This window comes from Collimonas sp. OK307 (assembly GCF_900113705.1).
Classification (GTDB): Bacteria; Pseudomonadota; Gammaproteobacteria; order Burkholderiales; family Burkholderiaceae_D; genus Collimonas.
Genome location: NZ_FOQI01000011.1, coordinates 126,009 through 141,865, shown reverse-complemented (window position 1 = coordinate 141,865; position 15,857 = coordinate 126,009). Strand labels below are relative to the sequence as shown.

Genomic DNA, 15,857 nt, shown 5'->3' with positions numbered 1-15,857 from the left:
GATGGGTAGAAACAGGTCGCAGAAATATGTAGTAGAAAGACAATGAATCAAGGAATAACGCTAAGGTACTCTATACAAATCAAATCTTAACTCCGAATCCTTACGGGCACATCAAACCTGATCCGGCGATGATGTATCTGTGACATCGGACAATTGATGAATCACCCGGCTGTCGTGGCGTTCAGCAATAATGATAGCAGCCTGGCCTGCCGCTCGATATTTGGCCAGCGCCGCCAGGCAATAATACTCAAACCACAAACCGGTGAAAACAAACACCAGGACGTACAGCCAGATGGAACCGGCTGCCAGCAACGGGAAAATCACCAGCCACAAGGCGCCGCCCAGCCACAATATGGTTGGCGCCGCACCCATGGCGCCGGCAATCACGCCGATCAGCAGCAACGGCCAGCGATGAATCCGCAGCAGCGCCCGCATTTCTTCCTTGTCGGCATGCGCTGCCAACGCTTCATAAGCGAATACCCGATACGTCAGCCAACCCCACAATACCAGCGGGATCAGGAAGGCGAACGGCGGAATCAGCCATAGCGGCAACGTCACCAGCCACAATACACAAAACAGCAGGAAAGCGCTAAACGAAGTCCACATGCCACCGAGCAGCGAGCCGCCCTTGCGCAGTTCCAGATCCGGGAAGTGGCGGCGACCGATGTGACGCGCAGTTGCCGGCAGGGCAAATGCGCCGACGAACAGCAACGCGGTCAGAATCATCAACGGTAGCAGCGCCCACAATGCGAGCCATGGCACGATGACCGTCTTGAGCGCACCCAGACCGAGCCAGGCGGGCACGTAGTTGGCAATGCCCCAGCCATCGTTGCCGGCAAAATAATTCTTTTGCAGCCAGTCGATCATCGGTTGCAAACCCCACCACAGGGCCAGGCCCCAGACCAGCACCGACAGTACAAATGGCAGGAAAGTCAGCATCAGCATGCGGTAATGCAGCTGCGACAATAAAGCCCGGCCGAAGGCTACCAGTACCGGGCGCATCAGCGGGACGACCTTCTGGCAAATTCAACCATGCGCTTCAACCCCAGCCATTGCTGGGACCAGAAACCCTGGCCATAGTCGCGGGCCGGCCGGCTTGCCGTCGGCAACTGGTCGCGCACTCCGGTAAGTTCGAAGGTCTTGCCGAACCAGGCACTGCGAAACAAGATATCCCAGAATGCAAACAGCACGCCGAAATTATGGCCACCCAACGTGCCCCGCCCTTTGCTTTCATGCCCGATGCCGATCGCGTGGTGCCAGCGATGAAAGCGCGGCGAGACGACAATGACGTCGCCCAGGCGGCCGAAGTGAATACGTACATTGGCGTGTTGCAGGCTTTGCAACATGCGGGTGATTGACACCAGCAGCACGTACTGTGTCGGCTCGACGCCGATCGCCAGCGCTACCAGGGCCAGCATGACATCGTGAATCAACCCGTCCAGCAGATGATTGCGATCGTCGCTCCACAGGTTCATGTTTTGCTGGCTGTGATGCAAGCTGTGCAAACCCCATAACCAGCCGACATTGTGCTGCGCGCGGTGATACCAGTACTCGCACAGGTCAAGCACCAGCAGGTACATCAGGAAGGTAATCAAAGGCTGGTCGGTAAAACCGGGCAACAGGTTTTCCAGGTTGAATGGATTGAGTCCTTGCAGATGCAGCAACTCGGTGACCTTTGCCATCAGCGGATCGACCAGGAAGAACACTAGCATCGAAAAAGCGCCGAGACGGTACAACACGGTATAAATGAAATCGGTCCGGCGTGCGCGGCGGTCGGTAAAGGCATGTACTGGAATCACTGCTTCCAGCGGTCGCAAGATAAGGAAAAGGACGACCAACTCGCAGACGCCGATCAGGAACCATTCAGTCCCGTCGAAAGCGTCTTCCAGATATTCGCTAAATCCTGCATGGAACATGAGCGGCTGCACCACGGCCTGGAACAGCCAGGCCTGGGCGCTTGCAAACCAGTCCACCAAGGTATTGGTCATGATGCCTTATGAACCTTTCCTGCGTTAGTCTCGGCGACCGGCCCTTTCAGGTTGCCTTTGTAGGCGGGATGGTCGCGCAGCGTCGCAAAACAGAAACCCTTTTTTTCAAGGCCGCTGATCAAGGGTTCCAGCACCGCCGGCGCCCAAGGATCCTTGCGTGACCAGATTCCCAGATGCGCCATGACGATATCACCATCTTTGAGATTTTTCAGCATACGCTCCAGCAACATCTGATTTGGCCATTTATCGCTGGGCAGCTCGTCACCGGAAAAACCGGCGTCGGCCCATGCCACGTGTTTGTATCCGCAGGCCTCCCCTGCCGCCAGCGTGTGCGGCGTCAGATGGCCGCCGGGCGTGCGCCAGAAACGGCCAATATGGGTACCCGTCAGCGTTTGGAAACGCTGGTCGACGCGATTGAGTTCATCGCAATATTGTTGCGGCGTCCAAGCCAGCAGCTTGCCGCCATTGGCGCCGAACTGCGGCTTCACTTCGATCTTGCCATCGGCCAGGTCGCGCTTGGCGTAAACATGATCGAAAGTATGGGTACCGAAGGCATGGCCATCAGCCACCAGCGATTTCCAGAATGGCGCCCAGGCAGGATCCAGCGTGTAATCGCCATTCACGGTTTTTTCATTGGCCATGAAAAAAGTGGCCTTGATGTGATGCCGCCTCAGGGTCTGGGCGACGTACTCGGCCTGCGACTGGCTGCCAGTATCGAAACTCAAATAAAGCGTACCGCTGCCGCATGCCTTGGCTGACTGTGCCAGTGACAGCGTGGCCGGCGCCAATGTTGCCAACGCCACGGCTGCTGCCAATAAACTATGCCGGGTTGCGGGAAACTTGTAGGAAAACATATGCTTCACACTTCAGAAGCACGGTTATGAAAATAGATGCCGTGCGGCGAGCGCCCCACCGGAATCGTCTTTATCACTTTACGCGTTGTCAAATCGATCACCGAAACCCGCTTGAGCCAGCGCTGGGTGACCCACATGGTCTTGCCGTCTGCCGTCACTTCCATACAATCCGGCCCGCCGGGAACGGCGATGCTGCCGACGCTTTCCAGCGTGTTCAAATCGAGCACATTGATGGTGCCGGCGACCCGGTTGGAAACGAACAGATGGCGATTATCGCCTTGGGGACGGAAATTATGCGCGCCGTCGCCGGTCTTGATTTTCTTGACGATCTTCTGGGTGCGCCAGTCGATCACGGCAACGTAGTCGCTGCCCATCACGCCTACCAGCAGATATTTGTTATCCGGCGTCATGTACACGCCGGCCGGCTGCTTGCCGACAGGTATGGTCCATTTCACTTTTTGCGTTGCCAGATCGACAGCTGCCAGTTCGTCGCTGCCTTGCAGGCTGATGAAAGCCAGTGAGCTGTCGGCGGTGAATGCCATATGGCTAGGCATGGCCGGCAGCGGCAGGCGCTTGGCCAGTTTCAGATTCTTGCCGTCGTAACCATAAATATCGATGCGGTCAAGGCGCAGGCCGTTGGCAATAAACCATTTCTGATCAGGCGAAAAACCGATTTGGTAAGGATCGACAATATCCTTCACCTGGTTCTGGATCTGGCCGCTTTTGGGATCCAGGAACAACAGCGAGTTACCGGTGGCGGCGGCCACGATCAACGATTTGTTGTCCGGCGTCGGCATCAGGTGATGCGGCTCCTTGCCAACTGGAAATGTACCGATTTCCTTGTAAGTTGTCTGGTCCAGCAAAGTAATGGTGGCGTCGCGCGAATTCAGCACGACCACTGTATTGTTGTTGGCAGTAGCAGGAAGAACGGGCGTTGCAGCGACAGGCGCTGCCGCGAAAGTGGAAAATGCAGTCAACAAGCCGCAAGCGGCTACAACAGAACGACGAACAAAAACAGACGTAACAACGAACATAAGGAACTCTGAGAAGCAAAAACGACTATTTTACCGTGCATGAATGCTGCCTATAGATTTAAATGACTTTTGCCGGCGTGCCGAGGCAGCCCACTAGATTACCTCGCCGCATGGATTCGCGGCTGAATTTTGGTTTACACTGCTCTACCTGGCAGGGCAGCTGGCTCGAACGTAAACTCTTGCGCCGCCTGGCAATTATTGACTACTTTTAAAGGATTCCCATGTCGACCACCACTACCGTTTCTGGCCTGCAGTATGAAGATGTCACCGTTGGCGAAGGCGCTGAAGCCAAAGCAGGCGATCATGTGACTGTGCATTACACCGGCTGGCTGCAAAACTCCGACGGCAGCGCCGGCAAGAAATTCGACTCCAGCAAGGACCGCGGCGACCCGTTCGAATTCCCGCTGGGCGCCGGCCATGTCATCAAAGGTTGGGACGAAGGCGTACAAGGGATGAAAATCGGCGGCGTGCGCACGCTGATCATTCCGGCAGCGCTGGGTTATGGTCCACGCGGCGCCGGTGGCGTGATCCCGCCAAACGCAACCCTGATTTTTGAAGTTGAACTGCTGGGCGTGTAAGTTCGTCTCACTCACGCACCTCACCCGATAATCGCAACGGCCATCCAATGAAAATTTTCAGTTTGCCTGATGCCGTTCTGAATGGCCGTTGCATCACCGCATTGCTGATGGCGTTACCGCTGTTTGCCGGTTGCACCGTCGTCAGCGTCACCACCAGCGTGGTCGGCGCCGGCATCAGCGTTGGCAGCGCTGCTGTCAGCGTCGGTGCTACCGTGGTGGAAGGCACCGTGAAAGCGGGTTCTGCAGTAGTTGGCGCTGTTACCGATTGATTCGATTTTCTCCCTCTCCCCTTACGAGACCCTTATGACCCTCCAAGCCCAGTTCGAACAAGCCCAGGCCGACTCAAAGACGTTGAGCGAGCGCCCTGACAACATGACCATGTTGAAAATGTATTCGTTGTTTAAACAAGGCAGCAGCGGCGACGCCCAGGGCGAGCGTCCTGGCATGACGGATTTTGTCGGCCGCGCCAAATGGGATGCATGGAATGAGCTGAAAGGCACCAGCCAGGCCGACGCCCAACAGCAATATATCGATCTGGTCGAAGGCCTGAAAGATTAAAGTGGAATTCGCGCCGGACTCTCGGACCAGGGCCTGATAACAGGTCCTAGCTCAACGTAACCCGGCCGAGCACTTCCGGATTGAGCAGGTTCGGCGGCCATTTCCGCTCTGTCGTCGGCAGCAATGCCGCCAGCAGGTTATCCGCCGCGCAGTCGGCCATCGCCCGCCGCGTAGGCTCCGAAGCGCTGGCAATATGCGGCGTCAACACCACGTTCGACAATTCCAGGAAATCCGGATGCAAAGCCGGTTCGTTCTCGAATACATCGAGCCCGGCAGCCGCAATCTTCTTGTCGCGCAAAGCGGCAATCAGCGCCAGGTCGTCGACAATACCACCGCGCGCCAGATTGACCAGGGTCGCTCCGGGCTTCATTAACGCCAGTTCGGCAGGACCGATGGTGTGATGCGATTCTTTCGAATACGGCAGCACCAGGATCACATGGTCGGCAGTGGCCAACAACTCTTCCTTGCTGACATAACGCGCATTGTTTGCGCGCGCCTCCTGCTCTGGCGCCAGGCGCGAACGATTGTGATACAGCACCTGCATGTCGAAGCCCATCGAACGCCGCGCAATCGCCTGCCCGATACGTCCCATGCCGATGATGCCCAGCGTGGCGCCATGCACGTCTGCGCCGAGAAAACTATCGTAGCGCCATTGTTTCCAATGTCCGGCACGCAGCCAGTGCTCGGCCTCGGTGACCCGGCGCGCGGTAGCCATCAGCAGAGCCCAGCCGAAATCGGCCGTGGTCTCGTTCAGCACGTCAGGCGTATTAGTCACCATCACACCGGCCTTGGTGGCCGCGACGACGTCGATATTGTTGTAACCGACAGCCTGGTTGCATACCGCCTTCAGGCGCGGACTGGCCTGCAGCAATTCAGCCGAGATACGTTCGCTCGCGGTAGCGATCACGCCATCCTTGTCGTGCAATTTTTCAGCCAGCTCCGCGGCGCTGAAGATGCGGTCTTCCTGATTGCTTTCCACTTCGAAATGCTGCTGCAATCTGGCGATTACATCAGGAAACACCGCCCGCGCCATCAATATCTTTGGTTTCATCGTTTTGCCATTAACGGAAAAAAATCAACGTCATTATCACAAACAATGGCAACAATACCACGCAAGCCCAGCCCATGTAACCGAAGAAGGACGGCATGCGGATGCCGCGTTCTTCGGCGATGGCTTTCACCATCAGGTTCGGCGCATTGCCGATGTAGCTGTTGGCGCCCATGAACACCGCGCCGCAGGAAATCGCCGCCAGCGTCGCCGCCAGCCTGGTCATCAGTTCAGCAGCGTCGCCGGAGGCTGTGTTAAAGAACACCAGGTAGGTCGGCGCATTGTCGAGGAAGGAAGACAGTATGCCGGTAGCCCAGAAATACATGACGTTATTGGGTTGGCCGTCAGCGCCGGTGACGGCGCTGACCACCATACCGAAAGCACCGTGCTCGCCGGCGCGCAGCATGGCGATCACCGGTGCGATGGTGACGAAAATCCCGGCAAACAATTTGGCAACCTCAAGAATCGGTCCCCAGCTGAAATCATTGCCTTCACGAGCGATTTTCGGCGTCAGCCAGAGCGAGGCCAGGATCACCACGACCAGCAAACCGTCCCGCAGCAGATTCTGCAGTTCCACGGGCGTGCCGTAGATGTCGTAAGTGATTCCTGGCTTCCAGAAGCCGCTCATCAGCACCAGCAGGACCACCAAGGCCAGCAGCACAAAGTTGAATTTTCCTTCGAAGCGCAGTTTGGCATCGTCCGGCGTCGGATCCAGCGACGGCGCAAACTCTTCTTCGCGCTTATGGAAATAAAAGCGGTCGAGGCAATAGAAAATCAGCAGCAGCGAACCCCACATGAACATGGTTTCGCCAAAGATGTTCTTGAGGGTCCAGGTAAAATCCACGCCCTTCAGGAATCCCAGGAACAAAGGCGGATCGCCAAGCGGCGTCAATGCGCCGCCGGCATTGGCCACCAGGAAGATGAAGAACACGACGATATGCACCACATGCTTGCGATTGTCGTTGGCGCGGATCAAAGGCCTGATCAGCAGCATTGAAGCGCCGGTGGTGCCCATCAAGCTAGCCAGCAAAGTCCCGATTGCCAGCAAACCGGTATTCAGGGCCGGCGTCCCATGCAGATTGCCGCGCAGGCATATGCCGCCAGCCACCACGAACAAGGCGAGCAACAAAATAATGAAGGGAAAATACTCCGCCATGAAGGCATGCACCACGCCGGCGGCGGCTGTCGGCACGCCAAACGCCAGTGCGCACGGAATCAGGAAAGCCAGCGACCACACTACCGTGATCTTGCCAAAATGATGGTGCCAGAAGGTCGGCGCCAACAAGGGGCCGAGCGCAATCGACAGTAGCAAGCCCATGAAAGGCACGCCCCACCTGACCGACAGCTGGGCGCCGTCCAGTTCTGCTGCCTGCGCAGCTACAGGCAGGAAGGCAATCAAGATAGCTAGGATTTTTTTATGCAATGTAGTCTTCCGGATAAGGTGATCGATCGGAAATTGACCGGTGCTTGATCAAGGCGCGAAGTATTTTAGCACAAAATAGATATCAAATAAATAACAAATTCACTGCACTATGTTGCTGCGGCAACAGGATCGGCGATCTCGAAAACCTGGCGCAGGTAGTTCAGATAAGCCTGGTCATCACACATGTTCTTGGATGGCGTATCCGACAGCTTGGCGACCGGCTGGCCGTTACAGCGCACCATCTTTATGACGATTTGCAATGGCGTGTAGCCCAGGTCGTTGGTCAGATTGGTACCCACGCCAAACGCCACCCGGGTCCGGTCCTTGAAACGCAGGTACAACGCGTTGACCTTGCCGAAATCGAGGCTATCGGAAAACACCAGGGACTTTGTCGACGGATCGACACGATTGTCCTGGTAATGCTTGATCAGGCGCTCGCCCCATTCGAACGGATCGCCGGAGTCATGGCGCGCGCCGTCAAACAATTTACAGAAATATAAATCGAAGTCGCGCAGGAATGCCGCCATGCCGTAGACATCGGACAAGGCAATACCGAGATCGCCGCGATATTCCTTGGCCCACATTTCAAACCCGAAAATCTGCGAATCGCGCAAACGCGGACCGAGCGACTGGCAGGCTTGCAAATACTCATGCGCCATCGTGCCGAGAGGCGTCATGCCGTATTTCATGGCGAAATAAACGTTGGAGGTACCGACCAGATGTTGCGCGAAATCGCGCTGCAAGGTCTGCACCACTTCTTCGTGCCAGGTACGGGAAAAACGGCGGCGCGTACCGTAATCGGCTATTTTGCAACCGGCCATGGCGGCATCGTCGCGAATCAGCGCCATCTTGCTTTGCAGGCGCTTGCGTCCCTCAAGATAATCCGGCACAGCCTCAGTGGCACGGAAATAGACTTCGTTGACGATCGCCAGCACCGGTACTTCAAACAGGATCGTATGCAGCCACGGCCCTTTGATCACGATATCGATTTCGCCATTATCCGCGGCCGACGGCTGCACGCTGATATATTTTTGCTGCAGATGAAACAGGCTCAGGAATTCGATGAAATCGCTCTTCATGAAGCGCAAACCGCCGAGATAAGCCAGTTCCTGCTCCTGGAAACGCAGACGGCACAGGCCGGCGATTTCGTCGCGGATTTCATCGACGTAAGGCCGCAGGTCAATCCCTTTATTGCGGCATTTATAGCGATATTCCACTTCGGCAGCCGGAAAATGATGCAATACCACCTGCATCATCGTGAATTTATACAAGTCTGTGTCAAGCAGCGAAGTAATGATCATGGTGTGTGAATGCGGGACGGTGATGGCTGAGAGAATGGCTGCTGCCGGATTGCCTGGAATCGATTTCGCATCTTACAACAGCAGCCAGGCAAAACGACGGAAAGCAGCTTATTTGACGCATTCGCTGCGATAGCGCGCTTCCAGCTTGCTGCGCTCGTCGTATTGCGGAACATTGCCATTCGCGGTTTGATTCAAGCTGCCCGTGGCCGCTTGGGTACGCTTGATCTGCTGCTGTAAATCGTCGCAATAATTGCTACCCTGGAAAATCACGCCGCTGCCGCTTGGGTTTGCCTGGACGTCCGTTTCCGGCGCAGCCAGCAATTTCTTTTTATCTTCAGCTGACAAGGCGTTAGTACTTCCCCCGGAGCTGGCAGGGATCGACTGGATCACGGGATTTGGCGACGTGACCGGCCCCGCTGCATAGGTCGACAAGGCCGGGACGGCAAACAGGAGCATCAGCGACAAGAGACGAAATTGCTGACGAGACTGCGGAAAAAGCTGCGACAGATGCTGGCTCATGGCAATGCTCCCTGATGATAAAAATAATGTGGCTGGTTTATTCCGCTCCGGTTGCAGCCGCTTGCAACAACGCATGGTCGGGTTCGAAGAAACACCAGTGTACCTGCGGCCAGCGCTCCTGGATCCCGGCCTCGATGCGGTTGATCGCATCGATCAGCGCCATATCGGAAGATTGTGGCCGCATCACGGCTTGCACCGCAATCATGACTTGCTCGCCCCATTGCATCGAAATCAGATTCCTGATGCTCGCCACATCGGCGTCGGCTTCAATATGCGCCTTGATGGCGGCATGCACTTCAGGTGCGGCAGACTCGCCGGTAACCATGGCTTTCACTTCGCGTATCACCATCACCGCGACCACCATCAGCAACACGCCTACCGCAATCGTACCGCAGGCATCCCATAGCGGATTACCGGTGATCACAGTCATCAACACGGCAGCAAATGCCAACGCCAGACCCGCCAGCGCGGCGATATCCTCACCTGCCACCACCATCAGTTCCGATTGCCGGGTTTCGCGAAACCATCGCATGAATGGCTTGCCTTGCGAAATCTTGCGGATTTCCACCATCGCTCCGCGCAGGGAAAATGCTTCCAGCACTACCGACACCCCCAGCACGCCCAACGCTACCCAAGGAGCGCTGATCGGCTGCGGATGCTTGAAATGCTCGATGCCTTCCATGACCGAAAACGCGCCGCCGACAAAAAACAACAGCAACGCCACCATCATCGCCCAGAAATAAACCACGCGCGCATAACCCATGGGATGGGATGCGTTGGCTGGTTTCCGGGCTTCTTTCAGGCCGATCAGCAAAAATACCTGGTTGGTGCAATCGGCCAGCGAATGAATGGCTTCCGCCAGCATGGCGCCGGAACCGGTATAGATTGACGCGGCAAACTTGGCTAGCGCAATCCCGCCATTGGCGCCCAACGCATAAAATATGGCTTTGGTAGAGCCTTCCGTGGACGATGACATAATTATTCCATAGCAACAAAGACGTTCACGATAGCCATTTTGGCAAGTTCACGCAAGTAATCCAGCGGCCGCCTCAAAAAACCTTGGACAGATATGGTAAAACTACAGATACAACGGCATTTGCGGCTAATGTGAATTTCACATTTGCTTATATGGATTCTATATAACAGCTGTTTGTGGGAAACCTCGAATTACCTTAAAATACAAGGCTTTGCGACAGGGTGCGTAGAACAGCGCCGCTTGCTGGGAAACCCTTGCCGCCGCCTCAAGAACCGCTTCAAGACCAATATTACAGATAGGAATGTTGTTATGACCCACGTTGTGACCGAATCCTGCATTCGCTGCCGCTATACCGACTGCGTGGATGTATGCCCGGTTGATTGCTTCCGCCAAGGCCCGAATTTCCTGTCGATCGACCCCGACGAGTGCATCGATTGCGCAGTTTGCGTCGCCGAGTGCCCGGTGAATGCCATCTACGCAGAAGAAGATGTGCCTGCCGACCAGCTGCATTTCATCAAACTGAATGAAGACCTGTCGCGCCACTGGCCATCGATCACCAAGACCATTGCACCTTTGGCAGAAGCCGAGGAATGGAAAGATGTAAAAGAAAAGCTGGATTTCTTGCAACGCTAAGCTGCCTGTCGGCCGCTGTTTGAACGGCGGTCCGGTGCAGCAGTGGCGTCAAGCCACTAGCTAAGTAAGTTAAGTTAATAAGTTAAGCCAGGCCATTGCCCCCAGCCACAGCGCAACATTTATTCGCCGTCAGACAGAAATTCGCGAAATTTTAATCCAATCGCCGTCGCAGCCATCGTTAGCACACCGCCACGGCGTTTTGGGGGACCCAACTGAAACAGGAATCAGATCGTCGTTATGGATACCAACGTCAAGCTTGCAGCAGCACTCAACTCCGCCAACAGCACACCGATCGAGACCGATGCCGTCATCGTCGGCGCCGGTCCGGTCGGCCTGTTCCAGGTCTTCGAACTCGGCCTGCTGGAAATCAAGGCCCATGTCATCGACTCCTTGCCGGTGGTCGGCGGCCAGTGCGTGGAACTGTATCCTGACAAGCCGATTTACGACATTCCTGCAGTCCCGGTCTGCACCGGCCAGGAACTGACCGACAACCTGCTCAAGCAAATCGAACCGTTCGAACCGACCTTCCACCTGAACCAGGAAGTCACGCTGGTGGCGCGCCGCGAAGACAATCGCTTCGACCTGGAGACTTCGGCCGGCACCCGCTTCATCACCAAGACCATCTTCATCGCTGCCGGCGTCGGCTCGTTCCAGCCGCGCACCATCAAGGTCGACGGCATCGACCAGTTCGACAATACGCAACTGTTCTACCGGGTCAAGGATCCGGTCCAGTTCCACGGCAAGAACCTGGTGATCTGCGGCGGCGGCGATTCGGCGCTGGACTGGGCGCTGGATCTGGTCGGCAAGGCGGAATCGGTCGTACTGCTGCACCGTCGCGAAGAATTCCGGGCGGCGCCAGCGTCGGTCGCCAAGATGAAAGCCTTGTGCGAAGCTTACGAAATGCAGTTCCTGGTTGGCCAGGTCACCGGCCATGAAGTCAAGGACGGCAAACTCAGCGAAATCAAGGTCACCGGCCCGGATGGCGTCACCCGCCGCCTGCCGCTGGATACCCTGCTGGTGTTCTTCGGCCTGTCGCCAAAACTCGGCCCGATCGCTGAATGGGGCCTGGATATCGAGCGCAAGCAATTGCGCGTAGTCGATACCGAGAAGTTCGAAACCAATGTGCCGGGCATTTTCGCGGTTGGCGACATCAACACTTACCCAGGCAAGAAGAAACTGATCCTGTCGGGCTTCCATGAAGCCGCGCTGGCTGCTTTCGGCGCTGCGCCGTACATCTTCCCGGACAAGAAGATCCACATGCAGTACACCACCACATCGCCGAAGCTGCACAAGATTTTGGGTGTAGAATCGCCAGTGTTCGATTAAACCCGGTTTCAACGATAAAAAGCCGCCCGAGAGTCATCACTCGGGCGGCTTTTTTTATCTCTGTAGAGTAGACATCTACCCCCTCCGCCATTCATTGATAGGCCAAGATGCCTGTAATTTTTACAGTGAGGCGCTTTCAAGTAATTTTCACCTCTTGCAATGAGTCGTTTAGGCGCTATAATCAACTCAAATAATGAGTCGATAAAGCCATGAAATCACCTCACCTTATCTGGCAGGACCATGACTGGCCAAAAATGCACTACGATGGTGCGTTAATTGGCGCTGAAATTGCCCTTACGAGACGTGCCCAGGGCATCATCGAAGGAAAGTTGGCCGCGCTCGGATTTGAGCAGCGCCAGGAACTGACAGCGGAGGCATGGAGCCAGGAAGCTGTTTCAACCGCCGCGATTGAAGGCGAGCGCCTGGATCTGCAGGCGGTCCGCTCGTCGGTCGGGCGCAGACTAGGCGTAGCAAATCATGGCGGCCCGAATGCGCCCCGCCATGTTGACGGCCTTCTGGATATCATGGATGACGCCGTCAGCCATGCCGCCGCTCCGCTAAGCCATGAGCGCCTCCAAGCCTGGCAGGCCGCACTGTTCCCGACCGGCTATTCCGGCATGAGCAAGATCCGCGTCGGTGCTTACCGTGAGCACGCAGAGCCGATGCAAATCGTGAGTGGCCGCCTCGGCAGCGAGAACATTCATTACGAAGCACCGCCTTCCGCGCAGGTGCCTGCTGAAATGAACCGATTGCTCGATTGGTTCAACAGTCGACAAGAACCGGAGAGCCTTGCTCAAGCCGCCCTTGCGCATCTTTGGTTCGAAACCATCCATCCATTCGAAGACGGCAATGGCCGTGTCGGCCGCGTCGTCGTTGATTTGGTATTGGCACGCGACATCGGCGAAGCCAGCCGCCTGATCCGCATCTCCCAGAGACTGCTCGAAGAACGAGGAGAGTATTACAAAGAACTGGAACGCGCACAACATAGCGCGCTGGACGTAACCAGCTGGGTTGCATGGTTCGTGGCGCAAGTCCGGATCGCTTGTGAGCAGGCATCGGTAGTCGTCGATGAATCGCTGGTGAAGGCAAAGTTCTGGTTCAATCACCGCGACAAAGAACTGACTCCACGCCAGCGCAAGGTATTGAATGCGCTGCTGGACGCCGGCCCCGGCGGCTTCGAAGGCGGGATGAGCACGAAGAAGTATGAAAATTTTACCGGCGCCTCGCGCGCCACGTCTTCACGCGACCTCATTGAGCTGGAGGAAATGAAACTGTTGCGGCCGGCGGGCGCCGGCCGGTCGACTCGATACTATCTCAACATTGAAGGTTGGGGACCTCAGTAACGAGGGTCGATAGACGTAAGCTGACAAACGTAAAAATGCCCGGGATGCATCTGCATCCCGGGCATTTTTTAACAGCTGAATTACTGCGCCGCTGCCGGAGCAGCTTCGCCGCCTTCGTCAGACTGAGCTGCCTTCATCGACAGTTTCAAACGGCCGCGGTCATCGGTTTCGAGAACCTTGACGCGCACTTGCTGGCCTTCTTTCAGGTAGTCGGCAACCGCATTCACGCGCTCATTGGCGATCTGGCTGATGTGCAGCAGACCGTCTTTGCCGGGCAATACCTGCACGATTGCGCCGAAGTCCAGCAGCTTCAAGACCGTACCTTCGTAGACCTTGCCGACTTCAACCGAAGCCGTCAGTTCTTCGATGCGACGCTTGGCTTCCTGGCCTGCAGCAGCATCTACCGAAGCGATAGTCACGACGCCTTCGTCGCTGATATCGATCTGGGTGCCGGTTTCTTCAGTCAGCGCACGGATCACAGCGCCGCCCTTGCCGATCACGTCACGGATTTTTTCCGGATTGATCTTGACGGTGATCAGGCGTGGTGCGAAATCGGACAGCTCGGTTTTACCGTGCGGTACCGCTTCTTGCATTTTGCCGAGGATATGGATGCGGCCTTCTTTAGCTTGCGCCAATGCGACCTGCATGATTTCCTTGGTGATGCCCTGGATCTTGATATCCATCTGCAAAGCAGTGATACCGTTGGCGGTACCGGCTACCTTGAAGTCCATGTCGCCCAGGTGATCTTCATCGCCCAGGATATCTGTCAGGACGGCGAACTTGCTGCCTTCCTTGATCAGGCCCATGGCGATACCGGCAACGTGTGCTTGCATCGGCACACCGGCATCCATCAACGCCAGGCAGCCGCCGCAGACCGAAGCCATCGACGACGAACCGTTGGATTCGGTGATTTCCGATACCAGGCGTACCGAGTAGCTGAAATCTTCCGGCGCCGGCAATGCTGCTTGCAGTGCGCGCTTAGCCAGACGGCCATGGCCGATTTCACGGCGCTTAGGCGTACCGACGCGGCCGGTTTCGCCGGTGGCGAACGGTGGCATGTTGTAATGCAGCATGAAGCGGTCCGAATACTCGCCCATCAGCGCGTCGATCTTTTGTTCGTCGCGTGCGGTACCCAGCGTGGCGATTACCAGCGCTTGAGTTTCACCGCGGGTGAACAGTGCCGAACCGTGGGTACGCGGCAACACGCCGGTACGGATCGTGATCGGACGCACAGTGCGGGTATCGCGGCCGTCGATACGTGGCTCGCCTTCGAGGATCTGCGAACGGACGATCTTGGCTTCCAGGTCAAACAGGATGCCGCTGACTTCCGAAGAATCAGGTGCAGTAGCGCTAATCGATGCAGCTTCAGCAGCCAGTGCTGTGTTGACTTCAGCAAAAGCGTCTTTCAACTTGGCAGTACGGGCTTGCTTGTCTTTGGTCTGATAGGCTTCACGCAGTTTGGCTTCGCCGAAATGCGCAACGCGAGCGATCAGTGCCTCGTTCTTTGGCGCCGGGCTCCATTCAACTTCAGGCTTGCCGCCGTCGCGTACCAGTTCGTGGATCGCGTTGATAACAGCCTTCGATTGCTCGTGGCCGAAAACAACCGCGCCCAGCATGATTTCTTCCGACAATTGCTTGGCTTCGGATTCCACCATCAGCACGGCAGTTTCAGTACCGGCAACCACCAGGTCCATGGCCGACTTGGCCAGTTGCGAAGTGGTCGGGTTCAAGACGTACTGGCCGTCGATATAACCAACGCGCGCAGCGCCAACCGGGCCGGCGAAAGGAATACCGGCAACCGACAAGGCAGCCGAAGCGCCGATCATTGCAGCGATATCAGGATCGATTTCAGGATTGACCGACAACACGTGAATGATGACTTGCACTTCATTCAGGTAACCTTCTGGGAACAACGGACGGATCGGACGATCGATCAGGCGCGATGTCAGGGTTTCTTTTTCGGAAGGACGGCCTTCGCGCTTGAAGAAACCACCTGGAATACGGCCGGCAGCGTAAGTCTTTTCAACATAATCAACGGTCAACGGGAAAAAATCCTGACCTGGCTTGGCATCTTTGCGTGCCACAACGGTAGCCAGCACAACGGTATCTTCGATCGATACCAGCACTGCGCCGGAGGCTTGGCGAGCGATCTCGCCGGTTTCCAGGGTAACCTGATGTTGACCATACTGGAATGTCTTCGTAACTTTATTAAACACAATATATCCTTTCATTTTGCCGACAGATTTTCAGGCGCTGTCGTTCACCTCACCACAGAC

At 56.3% G+C, this 15,857-nt stretch carries 16 protein-coding genes; 6 read left to right on the top strand and 10 right to left on the bottom strand.

The genetic code is table 11. The features are described 5' to 3' along the window. Positions 1-111: 111 nt before the first annotated feature. The 4 genes from BM205_RS15600 to BM205_RS15585 are packed head-to-tail and all read right to left on the bottom strand — an operon-like array spanning position 112 to position 3,819. Positions 112-1,002, bottom strand: coding sequence for an EI24 domain-containing protein (locus BM205_RS15600; protein WP_092415789.1), 891 nt, complete (start codon positions 1,000-1,002; stop codon positions 112-114). After that, on the bottom strand, positions 1,002-1,988 hold the full coding sequence (locus tag BM205_RS15595; protein WP_092415788.1) for a sterol desaturase family protein: 987 nt from the start codon (positions 1,986-1,988) through the stop codon (positions 1,002-1,004). The genes BM205_RS15600 and BM205_RS15595 overlap by 1 nt, the downstream gene beginning before the upstream one ends. Beyond that, positions 1,985-2,842: a polysaccharide deacetylase family protein gene (locus BM205_RS15590; RefSeq protein WP_092415787.1), complete on the bottom strand. Its 858-nt coding sequence runs from the start codon at positions 2,840-2,842 to the stop codon at positions 1,985-1,987. Before BM205_RS15590 ends, BM205_RS15595 begins: the two co-directional genes overlap by 4 nt. 5 nt (positions 2,843-2,847) lie before the next feature. Beyond that, a complete protein-coding gene (locus BM205_RS15585; protein WP_254783910.1) occupies positions 2,848-3,819 on the bottom strand; it encodes a YVTN family beta-propeller repeat protein in 972 nt (323 codons plus the stop codon). Positions 3,820-4,097: 278 nt separating this feature from the next. Here BM205_RS15585 and BM205_RS15580 point away from each other — a divergent pair, with 278 nt between their 5' ends. The 3 genes from BM205_RS15580 to BM205_RS15570 are packed head-to-tail and all read left to right on the top strand — an operon-like array spanning position 4,098 to position 5,012. Beyond that, positions 4,098-4,454, top strand: a complete 357-nt coding sequence (locus tag BM205_RS15580; protein WP_092415785.1) for an FKBP-type peptidyl-prolyl cis-trans isomerase — start codon at positions 4,098-4,100, stop codon at positions 4,452-4,454. Positions 4,455-4,501: 47 nt separating this feature from the next. After that, positions 4,502-4,723 carry a hypothetical protein gene (locus tag BM205_RS15575; RefSeq protein WP_092415784.1) on the top strand — a complete coding sequence of 74 codons (222 nt, stop codon included), beginning with the start codon at positions 4,502-4,504 and terminating at the stop codon, positions 4,721-4,723. A gap of 34 nt (positions 4,724-4,757) precedes the next feature. Continuing rightward, positions 4,758-5,012: an acyl-CoA-binding protein gene (locus tag BM205_RS15570; RefSeq protein ID WP_092415783.1), complete on the top strand. Its 255-nt coding sequence runs from the start codon at positions 4,758-4,760 to the stop codon at positions 5,010-5,012. 46 nt (positions 5,013-5,058) lie between these two features. Here the strand turns inward: BM205_RS15570 and BM205_RS15565 are convergent, their stop codons facing one another. The 5 genes from BM205_RS15565 to BM205_RS15545 form a co-directional block, all read right to left on the bottom strand. Continuing rightward, on the bottom strand, positions 5,059-6,063 hold the full coding sequence (locus BM205_RS15565; protein WP_092415782.1) for a 2-hydroxyacid dehydrogenase: 1,005 nt from the start codon (positions 6,061-6,063) through the stop codon (positions 5,059-5,061). Positions 6,064-6,073: 10 nt separating this feature from the next. Beyond that, positions 6,074-7,483: a sodium:proton antiporter gene (locus BM205_RS15560; protein WP_092415781.1), complete on the bottom strand. Its 1,410-nt coding sequence runs from the start codon at positions 7,481-7,483 to the stop codon at positions 6,074-6,076. Between the two features lie 107 nt (positions 7,484-7,590). Then, positions 7,591-8,784 (bottom strand): nicotinate phosphoribosyltransferase, encoded by a 1,194-nt coding sequence (gene pncB, locus BM205_RS15555; RefSeq protein ID WP_092415780.1) that lies wholly within the window; start codon positions 8,782-8,784, stop codon positions 7,591-7,593. Positions 8,785-8,892: 108 nt separating this feature from the next. Further along, on the bottom strand, positions 8,893-9,303 hold the full coding sequence (locus tag BM205_RS15550; protein WP_092415779.1) for a hypothetical protein: 411 nt from the start codon (positions 9,301-9,303) through the stop codon (positions 8,893-8,895). Positions 9,304-9,340: 37 nt separating this feature from the next. Continuing rightward, entirely contained in the window at positions 9,341-10,279 is a 939-nt protein-coding gene (locus tag BM205_RS15545; RefSeq protein ID WP_092415778.1) for a cation diffusion facilitator family transporter, read from the bottom strand. Between the two features lie 309 nt (positions 10,280-10,588). On the opposite strand from BM205_RS15545, the gene fdxA reads away from it, so the two are divergent. The 3 genes from fdxA (at position 10,589) to BM205_RS15530 (ending at position 13,581) form a co-directional block, all read left to right on the top strand. After that, positions 10,589-10,912, top strand: a complete 324-nt coding sequence (gene fdxA / locus BM205_RS15540; RefSeq protein ID WP_041742182.1) for a ferredoxin FdxA — start codon at positions 10,589-10,591, stop codon at positions 10,910-10,912. Positions 10,913-11,149: 237 nt separating this feature from the next. Then, a complete protein-coding gene (locus tag BM205_RS15535; protein WP_092415777.1) occupies positions 11,150-12,238 on the top strand; it encodes an NAD(P)/FAD-dependent oxidoreductase in 1,089 nt (362 codons plus the stop codon). A gap of 209 nt (positions 12,239-12,447) precedes the next feature. Beyond that, a complete protein-coding gene (locus BM205_RS15530) occupies positions 12,448-13,581 on the top strand; it encodes a Fic family protein (RefSeq protein ID WP_092415776.1) in 1,134 nt (377 codons plus the stop codon). Between the two features lie 80 nt (positions 13,582-13,661). Here BM205_RS15530 and pnp read toward each other — a convergent pair whose 3' ends face one another. Further along, on the bottom strand, positions 13,662-15,797 hold the full coding sequence (gene pnp, locus BM205_RS15525) for a polyribonucleotide nucleotidyltransferase (RefSeq protein ID WP_092415832.1): 2,136 nt from the start codon (positions 15,795-15,797) through the stop codon (positions 13,662-13,664). Positions 15,798-15,857 lie beyond the last annotated feature (60 nt).

Excerpts from the sequence above, each read along its gene's own strand:
- BM205_RS15600 (WP_092415789.1), bottom strand. The coding sequence starts at position 1,002 with ATGCGCCCGGTACTGGTAGCCTTCGGCCGGGCTTTATTGTCGCAGCTG.
- BM205_RS15595 (WP_092415788.1), bottom strand. The coding sequence starts at position 1,988 with ATGACCAATACCTTGGTGGACTGGTTTGCAAGCGCCCAGGCCTGGCTG.
- BM205_RS15590 (WP_092415787.1), bottom strand. The coding sequence starts at position 2,842 with ATGTTTTCCTACAAGTTTCCCGCAACCCGGCATAGTTTATTGGCAGCA.
- BM205_RS15580 (WP_092415785.1), top strand. The coding sequence starts at position 4,098 with ATGTCGACCACCACTACCGTTTCTGGCCTGCAGTATGAAGATGTCACC.
- BM205_RS15575 (WP_092415784.1), top strand. The coding sequence starts at position 4,502 with ATGAAAATTTTCAGTTTGCCTGATGCCGTTCTGAATGGCCGTTGCATC.
- BM205_RS15570 (WP_092415783.1), top strand. The coding sequence starts at position 4,758 with ATGACCCTCCAAGCCCAGTTCGAACAAGCCCAGGCCGACTCAAAGACG.
- BM205_RS15565 (WP_092415782.1), bottom strand. The coding sequence starts at position 6,063 with ATGAAACCAAAGATATTGATGGCGCGGGCGGTGTTTCCTGATGTAATC.
- pncB (WP_092415780.1), bottom strand. The coding sequence starts at position 8,784 with ATGATCATTACTTCGCTGCTTGACACAGACTTGTATAAATTCACGATG.
- BM205_RS15550 (WP_092415779.1), bottom strand. The coding sequence starts at position 9,303 with ATGAGCCAGCATCTGTCGCAGCTTTTTCCGCAGTCTCGTCAGCAATTT.
- BM205_RS15545 (WP_092415778.1), bottom strand. The coding sequence starts at position 10,279 with ATGTCATCGTCCACGGAAGGCTCTACCAAAGCCATATTTTATGCGTTG.
- fdxA (WP_041742182.1), top strand. The coding sequence starts at position 10,589 with ATGACCCACGTTGTGACCGAATCCTGCATTCGCTGCCGCTATACCGAC.
- BM205_RS15535 (WP_092415777.1), top strand. The coding sequence starts at position 11,150 with ATGGATACCAACGTCAAGCTTGCAGCAGCACTCAACTCCGCCAACAGC.
- BM205_RS15530 (WP_092415776.1), top strand. The coding sequence starts at position 12,448 with ATGAAATCACCTCACCTTATCTGGCAGGACCATGACTGGCCAAAAATG.